This is a genomic window from Streptomyces sp. L-9-10 (assembly GCF_004151105.1).
In the GTDB taxonomy this organism is placed as follows: Bacteria; Actinomycetota; Actinomycetes; order Streptomycetales; family Streptomycetaceae; genus Streptomyces.
In genome coordinates this window covers 48,484-60,612 of sequence record NZ_PHRF01000066.1, presented here as the reverse complement: position 1 = coordinate 60,612, position 12,129 = coordinate 48,484, and the positions used below count along the sequence as shown (strand labels likewise).

General features: G+C 67.4%; 11 protein-coding genes. 9 read left to right on the top strand and 2 right to left on the bottom strand.

Features of this window, described 5'->3' with window-relative positions; translation table 11 throughout:
- The first annotated feature begins 4 nt into the window (after window positions 1-4).
- Window positions 5-982, top strand: a complete 978-nt coding sequence (locus CU044_RS18300; protein ID WP_129769795.1) for a carbohydrate kinase family protein — start codon at window positions 5-7, stop codon at window positions 980-982.
- A gap of 15 nt (window positions 983-997) precedes the next feature.
- Here CU044_RS18300 and CU044_RS18295 read toward each other — a convergent pair whose 3' ends face one another.
- Window positions 998-2,383: a cysteine desulfurase/sulfurtransferase TusA family protein gene (locus tag CU044_RS18295; RefSeq protein ID WP_129769794.1), complete on the bottom strand. Its 1,386-nt coding sequence runs from the start codon at window positions 2,381-2,383 to the stop codon at window positions 998-1,000.
- A gap of 304 nt (window positions 2,384-2,687) precedes the next feature.
- On the opposite strand from CU044_RS18295, the gene coxB reads away from it, so the two are divergent.
- The 4 genes from coxB to CU044_RS18275 all read left to right on the top strand — a co-directional run bounded on the left by coxB (window position 2,688) and on the right by CU044_RS18275 (window position 7,142).
- Window positions 2,688-3,650, top strand: a complete 963-nt coding sequence (gene coxB / locus CU044_RS18290; protein WP_129769793.1) for a cytochrome c oxidase subunit II — start codon at window positions 2,688-2,690, stop codon at window positions 3,648-3,650.
- On the top strand, window positions 3,647-5,386 hold the full coding sequence (ctaD, locus tag CU044_RS18285; protein ID WP_129769792.1) for a cytochrome c oxidase subunit I: 1,740 nt from the start codon (window positions 3,647-3,649) through the stop codon (window positions 5,384-5,386). The genes coxB and ctaD overlap by 4 nt, the downstream gene beginning before the upstream one ends.
- Window positions 5,383-5,781: a cytochrome c oxidase subunit 4 gene (locus CU044_RS18280; protein ID WP_129769791.1), complete on the top strand. Its 399-nt coding sequence runs from the start codon at window positions 5,383-5,385 to the stop codon at window positions 5,779-5,781. Before ctaD ends, CU044_RS18280 begins: the two co-directional genes overlap by 4 nt.
- Before the next feature lie 107 nt (window positions 5,782-5,888).
- Window positions 5,889-7,142: an Ig-like domain-containing protein gene (locus tag CU044_RS18275; RefSeq protein WP_129769790.1), complete on the top strand. Its 1,254-nt coding sequence runs from the start codon at window positions 5,889-5,891 to the stop codon at window positions 7,140-7,142.
- A gap of 130 nt (window positions 7,143-7,272) precedes the next feature.
- On the opposite strand, the gene CU044_RS18270 is transcribed toward CU044_RS18275, so the two are convergent.
- Window positions 7,273-7,674 (bottom strand): hypothetical protein, encoded by a 402-nt coding sequence (locus CU044_RS18270; protein WP_129769789.1) that lies wholly within the window; start codon window positions 7,672-7,674, stop codon window positions 7,273-7,275.
- Between the two features lie 197 nt (window positions 7,675-7,871).
- Between CU044_RS18270 and CU044_RS18265 the strand changes: the two genes are divergently transcribed.
- The 4 genes from CU044_RS18265 to CU044_RS18250 all read left to right on the top strand — a co-directional run bounded on the left by CU044_RS18265 (window position 7,872) and on the right by CU044_RS18250 (window position 12,043).
- Window positions 7,872-8,492 (top strand): heme-copper oxidase subunit III, encoded by a 621-nt coding sequence (locus CU044_RS18265; RefSeq protein WP_129769788.1) that lies wholly within the window; start codon window positions 7,872-7,874, stop codon window positions 8,490-8,492.
- Between the two features lie 70 nt (window positions 8,493-8,562).
- The gene (locus CU044_RS18260; RefSeq protein WP_129769787.1) at window positions 8,563-9,372 is read left to right on the top strand and encodes a c-type cytochrome; all 810 of its coding nucleotides are present in this window, start codon (window positions 8,563-8,565) and stop codon (window positions 9,370-9,372) included.
- Complete coding sequence (locus CU044_RS18255; protein ID WP_129769786.1) at window positions 9,369-10,421, top strand: Rieske 2Fe-2S domain-containing protein; 1,053 nt, start codon at window positions 9,369-9,371, stop codon at window positions 10,419-10,421. Before CU044_RS18260 ends, CU044_RS18255 begins: the two co-directional genes overlap by 4 nt.
- Window positions 10,418-12,043 carry a ubiquinol-cytochrome c reductase cytochrome b subunit gene (locus tag CU044_RS18250; RefSeq protein ID WP_129769785.1) on the top strand — a complete coding sequence of 542 codons (1,626 nt, stop codon included), beginning with the start codon at window positions 10,418-10,420 and terminating at the stop codon, window positions 12,041-12,043. Before CU044_RS18255 ends, CU044_RS18250 begins: the two co-directional genes overlap by 4 nt.
- Window positions 12,044-12,129 lie beyond the last annotated feature (86 nt).

Here is a 12,129-nt window from a genome sequence, read left to right as displayed (position 1 = left end):
CGCCGTGCGAATCGCAGTCACCGGCTCCATCGCCACCGACCATCTGATGACCTTCCCAGGCCGCTTCGCCGACCAGCTGGTCGCCGAGCAGCTCCACACGGTCTCCCTCTCCTTCCTGGTCGACAACCTCGATGTGCGCAGGGGCGGTGTCGGAGCGAACATCTGCTTCGGCATGGGCCAGCTGGGCACCGCTCCCATCCTGGTCGGCGCGGCCGGATCGGACTTCGACGAGTACCGCGCCTGGCTGGACCGCCACGGGGTCGACACCGCGTCGGTCCGTATCTCCGAGGTGCTCCACACGGCCCGTTTCGTCTGCACGACGGACGCCGACCACAACCAGATCGGCTCCTTCTACACGGGTGCGATGAGCGAGGCCCGGCTGATCGAGCTGAAGAAGGTCGCGGACCGCGTCGGCGGCCTGGACCTGGTGCTGATCGGCGCGGACGACCCCGAGGGCATGCTCCGCCACACCGAGGAGTGCCGTACGCGCGGGATCCCGTTCGCCGCGGACTTCTCGCAGCAGATCGCGCGCATGGGCTCGGACGAGATCCGCACCCTGCTCGACGGCGCCACGTACCTCTTCTCGAACGAGTACGAGAAGGGGCTCATCGAGTCCAAGACCGGCTGGTCCGACGCCGAGATCCTCTCCCGGGTCGGCCACCGCGTCACGACGCTGGGCAAGAACGGCGTCCGTATCGACCGCGTGGGCGAGGAGCCGATCATCGTCGGCTGTCCCGAGGAGGAGACCAAGGCCGACCCGACGGGCGTCGGCGACGCCTTCCGCGCCGGGTTCCTCTCGGGTCTCTCCTGGGGCGTCGGCCTGGAGCGCGCGGCCCAGATCGGCTGCATGCTCGCGACCCTCGTCATCGAGACCGTCGGCACCCAGGAGTACACCCTGCGCCGGGCGCACTTCATGGAGCGCTTCACCAAGGCGTACGGCCATGACGCCGCCGCCGAGGTCCAGGCGCACCTGGCCGCCTGACGTACGGCCCGAGAGCTACGACAGCCGGCGGACCACATAGGCGACACCGTGGTCCGCCGGCCGCTCGCCCACGTACTCCTGGCCGCGCATCTCGCACCACGCAGGGATGTCCAGCCGCGCCGCCTCGTCGTCCGAGAGCACCGTCACCGTGCCGCCCACCGGTACGCCGCCGAACACCTTCGCCAGCTCGATCACCGGGACCGGGCAGCGCCTGCCGAGCGCGTCCACCACGAGCGACGGCGCCTGGCCCGCGGACCCGGCGGCGGAGTCCGGCGCGCCGAGCCGCTCGCGCACACCGGACACCACCGAGGGCAGCACCTCCAGGAACCGGTCCACGTCCGCCTCCGGAGTCCCGAGGGGCAGCGAGATCCGGACATTCCCCTCCGACAGCACGCCCATCGCCCGCAGCACATGGCTCGGGGTGAGTGTGCTGCTCGTACAGGACGATCCGGAGGAGACGGAGAACTCCGCCCGGTCCAGCTCGTGCAGCAGCGCCTCTCCGTCGACATAGAGACAGGAGAAGGTGACGAGATGGGGGAGCCGGCGGTCCGGATCGCCCACCACCTCCACATCGGGCACCAGCTCCGGCACCCGCGCCCTGATCCGGTCCACCAGCGCCCGCAGCCGCACCGCCTCGTCCGCCGCCTCCGCGCGTACCGCCCGCAGGGAGGCCACCGCGGCCACGATCGCCGGAATGTTCTGGAACCCCGGAGCGCGCCCCGACTCCCGCTCGTCGGCCGGGCCTTGCGGCGCGAACCGGACACCCTTGCGTACGGCGAGCAGCCCGACGCCCGGCGGGCCGCCCCACTTGTGCGCGCTCCCCGTCAGCAGTGACCACGCGCCCTCCACCGGGCCCCAGCCCAGCGACTGCGCCGCGTCCACCAGCAGCGGTACGCCCCGGCTGCGGCACGCCTCGGCGACGGCCGCCACCGGCTGCTCCGTCCCCACCTCGTGGTTGGCCGACTGGAGGCAGGCCAGCGCCGTGTCCTCGCGCAGCGCCCCGGCGTACGCGTCCGGTGACACCGCGCCGAGCCGGTCCACCGGCACCTCGGTGACCGGGCCACCGGTCGCCGACTCATGGGCCGCTGCCGCGTGGAGCACCGAGGAGTGCTCCACCGCGGACACCACCGCGTGCCGCCCGATACGCCGGCGCCCCGCGAGCGCACCCGACATTCCGGAATGCACCGCATACGTCCCCGAAGGAGTGAAAACCAGTTCGTCGGGGCGGCAGCCGACGGCCTCGGCGGCGGCCTCGCGCGCCGCGTCCAGCAGGAGTACGGCCCGCCGGCCCTCGCGATAGAGCCGGGCGGGGTCGGCCCAGCCCTCGTCCAGGGAAGCCTGGAGAGCCTGGCGGGCGACGGGGTGCAGCGGAGCGGAGGAAGCGACGTCGAAGTAGGCCACGCCCCACGCTAACGCGGGTACCCGGACGTGCCGGTTCCGCGTTCCCGGACGTGCCGGTTCCGTGCATCCGGAGGGGGCGTCAGAAGAGCCCCGGAAGCGGTGCTTCCAGGGTCCCGTGGCCAGTGATCCCACCCCTTCGGGGAGTCGGGCGGCGCGTTGGGCACCCTCCCCGCACGGCCCCAAATCGCGTCCAGTAGGGTTTGGTCCGCATAAACATCCAAACCCCTGCCCGCGTCAGGGTCGGCGACCGACCAGGAGACGGCCGCAGCCGGCCGCGCGGGCGAGACTCTCGGGAAGGCGCTACGTGAGTCCCAACGGCTCCGACCGCTCGTCGCGGCGCCCGATGCGGCGGAAGCTGCCGCAGGTGCTGACTGCGGGCCTGATCCTCGCGACCGCCACCGGTTGCACATACAAGGACTTCCCCCGCCTTGGAATGCCCACCCCAGTGACGGAGGAGGCTCCCCGGATCCTCTCCCTCTGGCAGGGCTCGTGGGCGGCAGCGCTCGTCACGGGCATCCTGGTATGGGGTCTGATCCTGTGGAGCATCATCTTCCACCGGCGCAGCCGCACCAAGGTGGAAGTCCCTCCGCAGACCCGGTACAACATGCCCATCGAGGCGCTGTACACCGTGGTCCCGCTCATCATCGTCTCGGTGCTGTTCTACTTCACCGCCCGGGACGAGTCGAAGCTCCTCTCGCTCTCCGCGAAGCCGACCCACACGGTGAACGTGGTCGGTTACCAGTGGAGCTGGGGCTTCAACTACATCGAGAACGTGGACGGCGACGCCTCCACGGGCAACGAGCTCCCTCCGGAGCTCGACGCCATCCCGAGCCGGTTCACGGAGCAGTTCCCCAAGGGTGCCGAGGGCGTCTACGACGCCGGTGTCCCGGGCCAGCGCAACCCCCAGAACGGCAACCCGGGGCCGACCCTGTGGCTGCCCAAGGGGGAGAAGGTCCGGTTCATCCTGACATCGCGTGATGTCATTCACGACTTCTGGGTGGTGCCGTTCCTGATGAAGCAGGACGTCATCCCGGGGCACACCAACGCCTTCGAGGTGACCCCGAACCAGGAGGGCACCTTCATGGGCAAGTGCGCCGAGCTCTGCGGCGTCGACCACTCGCGGATGCTCTTCAACGTCAAGGTGGTCTCTCCGGAGCGCTACCAGAAGCACCTGGAAGAGCTGGCCAAGAAGGGTCAGAACGGCTACATCCCGTCGGGCATCGCGCAGACGGATCCGGCCAGGAATGCGGAGACGAACCAACTGTGAGCATCCTCAACGAACCCCAGGGTGCCGCCGCGGCAGCGGACGACTCGTATGAGAACGAGCTGCCGGTGCGGCGCAAGCAGCCGGGCAATGTCGTCGTGAAGTGGCTGACCACCACAGATCACAAGACGATCGGCACGATGTACCTGGTCACATCGTTCGCGTTCTTCTGCATCGGCGGTCTGATGGCGCTCTTCATGCGCGCCGAACTGGCCCGTCCCGGTACGCAGATCATGTCGAACGAGCAGTTCAACCAGGCGTTCACGATGCACGGCACGATCATGCTGCTGATGTTCGCGACGCCGCTGTTCGCCGGATTCGCGAACTGGATCATGCCGCTCCAGATCGGCGCGCCCGATGTGGCGTTCCCGCGGCTGAACATGTTCGCGTACTGGCTCTACCTCTTCGGCTCGATCATCGCCGTGAGCGGTTTCATCACCCCCCAGGGCGCCGCTGACTTCGGCTGGTTCGCGTACTCGCCGCTGTCGGACGCGGTGCGTTCGCCGGGTATCGGCGCGGACCTGTGGATCATGGGTCTGGCCTTCTCCGGCTTCGGCACGATCCTCGGCTCGGTCAACTTCATCACCACGATCATCTGCATGCGCGCTCCCGGCATGACGATGTTCCGGATGCCGATCTTCACCTGGAACGTGCTGCTGACCGGTGTGCTGGTCCTGCTGGCCTTCCCGGTGCTGGCCGCCGCGCTCTTCGCGCTGGAGGCGGACCGCAAGTTCGGTGCGCAGATCTTCAACTCCGCCAATGGCGGGGCGTTGCTGTGGCAGCACCTGTTCTGGTTCTTCGGGCATCCAGAGGTGTACATCATCGCCTTGCCGTTCTTCGGCATCGTCTCCGAAGTGATTCCGGTCTTCTCGCGCAAGCCGATGTTCGGTTACATCGGTCTGGTGGCGGCGACGATCGCGATCGCGGGCCTGTCGGTGACGGTGTGGGCGCACCATATGTACGTGACCGGCGGTGTGTTGTTGCCGTTCTTCTCGTTCATGACCTTCCTGATCGCGGTGCCCACCGGCGTGAAGTTCTTCAACTGGATCGGCACGATGTGGAAGGGCTCACTGTCCTTCGAGACGCCGATGCTGTGGACGATCGGATTCCTGATCACCTTCGTGTTCGGTGGTCTGACCGGTGTGATCCTGGCGTCCCCGCCGATGGACTTCCATGTGTCCGACTCCTACTTCGTGGTGGCGCACTTCCACTACGTGGTGTTCGGCACGGTGGTGTTCGCGATGTTCGCCGGATTCCACTTCTGGTGGCCGAAGTTCACCGGCAAGATGCTGGACGAGCGGCTCGGGAAGATCACCTTCTGGACGCTGTTCATCGGCTTCCACGGCACCTTCCTCGTGCAGCACTGGCTGGGCGCCGAGGGCATGCCGCGCCGTTACGCGGACTATCTCGCCGCCGACGGTTTCACCGCGCTGAACACCATCTCCACGATCAGCTCGTTCGTCCTCGGTCTCTCCGTCCTGCCGTTCTTCTACAACGTCTGGAAGACGGCCAAGTACGGCAAGAAGATCGAGGTCGACGACCCGTGGGGCTACGGCCGTTCACTCGAATGGGCGACTTCCTGCCCGCCGCCGCGGCATAACTTCGTCACGCTGCCGCGGATCCGTTCCGAATCGCCGGCGTTCGATCTGCACCACCCCGAGATCGCCGCGCTGGAACACCTTGAGCTCGACGGCCAGCAGGACACCGCCCTCGTGGGCGGCAAGGAGGTCGGCAAGTGAAGATCCAAGGCAGGCTGTTCATCTGGCTGAGCGTCTTCATCCTGGCCACCGCCGTCGTCTACGGCGTCTGGTCGAAGGAGCCGGTCGGTACGACGGCGCTGTTCCTCGCCTTCGGCCTGAGCGTCATGATCGGCTTCTATCTGGCCTTCACGGCTCGCCGGATGGACGCCCTTGCTCAGGACAACAAGGAAGCCGACGTCGCGGACGAGGCCGGCGAGGTGGGGTTCTTCGCCCCGCACAGCTGGCAGCCGTTCTCGCTCGCCATCGGTGGCGCACTGGCCTTCCTGGGTGTGGCGATCGGCTGGTGGCTGCTGTACTTCTCGCTGCCCCTGATCCTGGTCGGCCTCTGGGGCTGGGTCTTCGAGTTCTACCGGGGCGAGAACCAGAACCAGTAGCGCGCTGAGCGAACCCGGGGCCCGAGCATTCCCATTCGGAGTGCTCGGGCCCCCCGTTTGCCTCTCTCGCCGTGCGGAAAAGCCGCGGGCGTTCCTATCTTGTGATCATGAACCACAAGCCACGCTTGCGCACCGTGCTGAGCTGCACCCTGCTGGTCGTGTCCCTCTGGGCGAGCGCGACCGCGTGCGGCAGCGGTGACGAGAAGCACCCGCTCTCCGCGAAGCCGGCCGACGCCACGGGCAAGGTCTCCTTCAGCATGTCCGCAGGCAAGACCAAGGCCGACCCGGACAAGCCCCTCGAAGTCACCTCGACGGGGGCCGACGGCAAGATCACCGACGTCACCGCCGTCGACAAGACGGGCCACTACCTGGCAGGCGAGCTCGCCGCCGACGGCACACGCTGGCACTCCACGGCGCCCCTGGCCGCCGGCAGCCGCTACACCGTCAAGGTGTCCACGGAGAGCAAGAAGGGCGCCCCCGGTCTGCGGACCCTCACCTTCGACACCCGCCCCGCCAAGAAGAAGCTCACGGTCGAGTTCGGACCGGACTCCGGCGAGTACGGGGTCGGCCAGCCCATCACCGCCACGCTCAGCGAGCCGGTCACCTCCAAGAAGGCCAGGGACGTCATCGAGCGCTCCCTGAAGGTCCGCTCCCAGCCCGCCGCCGAGGGGGGCGCCTGGCACTGGGTGGACGAGACCGAGCTGCACTACCGCCCCAAGGACTACTGGCCCGCCAACGGGACCGTCACCGCGTCGAGCACGCTCGAAGGCGTGAAGATCAGCAACAAGCTGTACGGCGGCACGGTCAAGCCGATCAAGATGAAGACCGGCGACCGAGTCGAGGCCATCGTCGACGCCAGCGCGCACTACATGACGGTCTATGTCAACGGGGAAGAGATCAACAGCATCCCGGTGACCACCGGGAAGCCGGGCTTCTCGACGCGTAACGGCATCAAGGTCGTCCTGGGCCAGGAGTACTTCGTCCGGATGCGCGGCACCAGCGTCGGCATCGGCGGTGGCGAGGGCTACGACCTGCCCGTCTACTGGGCCACCCGCGTCACCTGGAGCGGGGAGTACGTACACGCCGCGCCGTGGTCCGTGGGCTCGCAGGGCGTGGCGAACGTCAGCCACGGCTGCGTGGGCATGTCCACCGGCAACGCCGCCTGGTTCTTCGAGACCGTCCAGGAGGGCGACATCGTCCAGGTCATCAACAGCGCCGGGGACTACATGGAGGACTTCGGCAACGGCTACGGGGACTGGAACGTGGACTGGGAGGACTGGCGCGAGGGCAGCGTCCTCCAGGCCGGGACGAGGGAGGGCAGCAGCCCCGCAGACAAGGCGAGGCTCCGTCCCGTCGTCTGAGCCCCGGGAACGGGATCCGGACCGCGTGGTCCGGGGAGGGCCGTGGACGTCCGAGTACGGGCGTCCACGGCCCTCGCCTCTGTCCGGGCCCGTGTGCCCGGCCGAGCAGGATCTCCCTGCCCAGCGGGATCTAGGCGTCCACGGCGAGCCTGGCGCGCAGCAGGGAGGCCAGAGCCTCCGCGAAGCCGACCGGTTCGACCGGAAGGGTCACCGCGGCGTCCGCGCGGCTCCAGGTGGCCAGCCAGGCGTCCTGCGGGCGGCCGATCAGCAGCAGCACGGGCGGGCAGTTGAAGATCTCGTCCTTGATCTGCCGGCAGACCCCCATGCCGCCCGCGGGGACCGTCTCGCCGTCCAGCACACAGACATCGATGCCGCCCCTGTCCAGATGCTTGAGCACCGCGGGCAGAGTGGCGCACTCCAGGAACTCGACCGGCGGTACGTCGGAGGCCGGCCGGCGTCCCGCTGCCAGCCGGACCTGCTCGCGGGTGTTCGCGTCGTCGCTGTAGACCAGCACCGTGGCGGTCGGCTGCATTGTTCCTCCGTGACATCAGTGTCTGCGAGGGCTCCAGGGCGTCATTGCCATGAACCGATGCCGCGGATGCTACTCCGTCGGACACCATGTCAGCACGGGTAATGACGCCCCTTCGCCGGGCCGTTCGAGCTGGGCACATCGCATGGACACACCGAACGGCACCCCCCGGGGTCAGCGCGGGATAAGCGACCGACATAATGTCGGTCGTGGCGACAGCAACGACAGTAGAAACCGGGCACGCGCACCCGTCGGTCAATCGGCCGAACCTCACCAGCGTCGGAACCATCATTTGGTTGAGTTCCGAGCTGATGTTCTTCGCGGCCCTCTTCGCGATGTACTTCACCCTGCGATCGGTGATGGGAGCGGAGTACTGGAGCGAAATGGCCCATGCCTTGAACGTCCCGTTCTCGGCTGCCAACACCACGATCCTGGTGCTCTCCTCGCTCACCTGCCAGCTCGGCGTTTTCGCCGCCGAGCGGGGCGACGTGAAGAAGCTCCGCACATGGTTCGTGGTGACCTTCGTGATGGGTGCGATCTTCATCGGCGGTCAGGTCTTCGAGTACACCGAGCTGGTCAAGAAGGACGGCATCTCGCTGTCCTCGGACCCGTACGGCTCGGTGTTCTATCTGACCACCGGCTTCCACGGTCTGCACGTGACGGGGGGTCTGATCGCGTTCCTGTTCGTCCTGGGCAGGACGTACGCGGCCAAGAGATTCACCCACGAGCAGGCAACCGCCGCCATCGTCGTGTCCTATTACTGGCACTTCGTCGATGTCGTCTGGATCGGCCTTTTCGCCACGATCTACTTGATCAAGTAGCCGGGCACCGCGCCCGAGCGCACACAGTCCAGAAGCACCGACGCTGAAGATCCTGACACCGGGGTAATCCGTGAAAAAGCTCTCCGCACGACGACGCCATCCGCTGGCGGCGGTCGTCGTCCTACTCCTCGCGCTGGCGGCCACCGGGGGGCTGTACACCGCGTTCGCGCCCGCGGGCAAGGCGCAGGCTGACGAAACCGCCCAGTCCCTCGCCATCGAGGAGGGCAAGAAGCTCTACTCCGTCGGCTGCGCCAGCTGCCATGGAACCGGCGGTCAGGGAAGCTCTGACGGCCCCAGCCTGGTCGGCGTCGGCTCCGCCGCCGTGGACTTCCAGGTCGGCACCGGCCGTATGCCGGCCATGGCGCCCGGCGCGCAGGTGCCGAAGAAGAAGGTCATCTACTCGCAGAAGGAGATCGACCAGCTCGCCGCGTATGTCGCGTCCCTCGGCGCCGGCCCGATCATCCCGGGCGCGAAGCAGTACAGCCCCTCCGGTGCGGACATCGCCAACGGTGGCGAGCTGTTCCGTACCAACTGCACCCAGTGCCACAACTTCACCGGTGAGGGTGGGGCGCTGACAAAGGGCAAGACCGCGCCGTCGCTTGAGGGTGTGGATCCGAAGCACATCTACGAGGCCATGCAGACCGGCCCGCAGAACATGCCGTCCTTCCCCGACTCCACGATGCCGGAGCAGGAGAAGAGGGACATCATCGCCTACGTCAAGGCGGTGAACGGGGAAGAGTCCGCGAGTCCCGGCGGTCTGAGTCTGGGCGGCCTCGGCCCCGTCAGCGAAGGGCTTTTCGCCTGGATCTTCGGTCTGGGTGCTTTGATCGCAGTTGCCGTCTGGGTCGCGGCCCACACCGCTAAGGCCAAGAAGTCATGAGTAGCCAAGAAGAGATTTCAGAGAACCTGCCGAGCGAGCAGGGGGCCGCGGGCACCGCGGTGGAGCGTACGGACGACCCGTTCGCCGACCCGGGACTGCCGGCCCACCGGCCGCGGGTGCAGGACATCGACGAGCGGGCGGCCAAGCGGTCCGAGCGCGCGATCGCCTTCCTGTTCCTGCTGTCGATGATCGCGACGGTGGCCTTCATCGCCTCGTACGTGGCGTTCCCGGTCAACAAGATCGTCTACATCTTCCCGTTCGGCCACGTCAGCATCCTGAACTTCTCGCTGGGCCTGACCCTGGGCATCGCGCTCTTCTGCATCGGCGCCGGCGCGGTCCACTGGGCCCGCACGCTGATGTCGGACGTGGAGATCGCCGACGACCGTCACCCGATCGAGGCGACGCCCGAGGTCAAGGCGAAGGTCCTGGAGGACTTCGCGGCGGGTGCGGCGGAGTCCGGCTTCGGCCGGCGCAAGCTGATCCGCAACACGATGTTCGGCGCGCTGGCGCTGGTGCCGCTCTCCGGCGTGGTGCTCCTGCGCGACCTGGGCCCGCTGCCCGAGAAGAAGCTCCGCTCCACGCTGTGGCGCAAGGGCAAAGAGCTCATCAACATGAACACCAATGAGCCGCTGCGCCCCGAGGACATCGTCGTGGGTTCGCTGACCTTCGCCATGCCCGAGGGCCTCGACGAGCACAGCGAGGACTTCCAGAAGCAGATCGCCAAGGCGGCCCTGATGATCGTCCGGATCCAGCCGGACGAGATCAAGGACAAGCGCGAGCTCGAATGGTCCCACCAGGGGATCGTGGCGTACTCGAAGATCTGTACCCATGTCGGCTGCCCGATCAGCCTGTACGAGCAGCAGACGCACCACGTGCTGTGCCCGTGCCACCAGTCCACCTTTGACCTCTCCGACGGCGCCCGCGTCATCTTCGGCCCGGCCGGTCACGCCCTTCCGCAGCTGCGTATCGGTGTGAACGCCGAGGGCAACCTCGAAGCGCTCGGCGACTTCGACGAGCCCGTCGGCCCTGCCTTCTGGGAGCGCGGATGAGTACCGCAGACGACAAGAACCGCAAGGCGCCCGCCGGTGAGCGGGTCGCCGACTGGGCGGACGGCCGGCTGGGCATCTACGGCCTGGCCAAGGCCAACATGCGGAAGATCTTCCCGGACCACTGGTCCTTCATGCTCGGTGAGATCTGCCTCTACAGCTTCATCATCATCATCCTCACGGGTGTGTACCTGACGCTGTTCTTCCACCCGTCGATGAACGAGGTGGAGTACCACGGCAGCTACGTCCCGCTCCAGGGCGTGCTGATGTCGGAGGCGTTCGCCTCCACGATGGACATCAGCTTCGACGTCCGCGGCGGTCTGCTGATCCGGCAGATCCACCACTGGGCCGCGCTGATCTTCCTCGCGGCCATGCTGGTCCACATGATGCGCGTCTTCTTCACGGGCGCGTTCCGCAAGCCGCGCGAGGTCAACTGGCTGTTCGGCTTCCTGCTGTTCGTCCTGGGCATGTTCACCGGGTTCACCGGTTACTCGCTCCCGGACGACCTGCTCTCCGGTACCGGTGTCCGGTTCATGCAGGGCGCGGTCCTGTCGGTGCCGGTCGTCGGAACGTATCTGTCGATGTTCCTGTTCGGCGGGGAGTTCCCCGGCGGCGACTTCGTGGCCCGGTTCTACTCGGTCCACATCCTGCTGCTGCCCGGCATCATGCTCGGCCTCGTGGTGGCCCACCTGATCCTGGTCTTCTACCACAAGCACACGCAGTTCGCGGGCCCCGGCCGTACGAACAAGAACGTCGTGGGCATGCCGCTGCTGCCGGTCTACATGGCGAAGGCCGGAGGCTTCTTCTTCCTGGTCTTCGGTGTGATCGCGATCGTCTCCGCGATCGCCACGATCAACCCGATCTGGGCCCTCGGCCCGTACCGCCCCGACCAGGTGTCCACCGGCGCCCAGCCCGACTGGTACATGGGCTTCTCCGAGGGACTCATCCGTGTGATGCCCGGCTGGGAGATCAACTTCGCCGGACACACCCTCGCCCTGGGTGTCTTCATCCCGCTGGTGATCTTCCCGCTGGTACTGGTCGCGATCGCGGTCTATCCGTTCATCGAGTCCTGGGTCACCCGTGACAACCGCGAGCACCACATCCTGGACCGCCCGCGCAACGCACCGACTCGTACGGCCTTCGGTGTGGCGTGGCTGACCTGGTACTTCATCCTGCTGGTGGGTGGCGGTAACGACCTGTGGGCGACGCACTTCCATCTGTCGATCAACGCGATCACCTGGTTCGTCCGGATCGCCTTCTTCGTCGGACCGGTCATCGCCTTCATCGTCACCAAGCGGATCTGCCTGGGTCTCCAGCGGCGCGACGCCGAGAAGGTGCTGCACGGACGCGAGTCCGGTGTCATCAAGCGGCTGCCGCACGGTGAGTTCATCGAGGTCCACACCCCGCTGGAGCAGGGAGACCTGCACAAGCTCACCGCCCACGAGCAGTACGAGCCGGCCGAGATCGGCCCCTCGGTCGACGAGAACGGCGTGGAGCGCAAGGTGAGCCCCGGCGAGAAGCTCCGGACGAAGCTGAGCAAGGGCTACTACGGCGAGGGCAACCAGATTCCCAAGCCCACCGCCGAGGAATACAAGGAGATCACCAGCGGCCACGGCCACCACTGATCCCACCCGGCCTCACCAGGTCGCCACCACCGAGGGCCCCGGCCCGGTCTCCCGCGAGGGAACCGGCCGGGGCCCTCGGCGTACGT

Coding starts and splice junctions, on each gene's coding strand:
- CU044_RS18275 (WP_129769790.1), top strand. CDS start 5,889: ATGAACCACAAGCCACGCTTGCGCACCGTGCTGAGCTGCACCCTGCTG.
- CU044_RS18270 (WP_129769789.1), bottom strand. CDS start 7,674: ATGCAGCCGACCGCCACGGTGCTGGTCTACAGCGACGACGCGAACACC.
- CU044_RS18265 (WP_129769788.1), top strand. CDS start 7,872: ATGTCGGTCGTGGCGACAGCAACGACAGTAGAAACCGGGCACGCGCAC.
- CU044_RS18255 (WP_129769786.1), top strand. CDS start 9,369: ATGAGTAGCCAAGAAGAGATTTCAGAGAACCTGCCGAGCGAGCAGGGG.
- CU044_RS18250 (WP_129769785.1), top strand. CDS start 10,418: ATGAGTACCGCAGACGACAAGAACCGCAAGGCGCCCGCCGGTGAGCGG.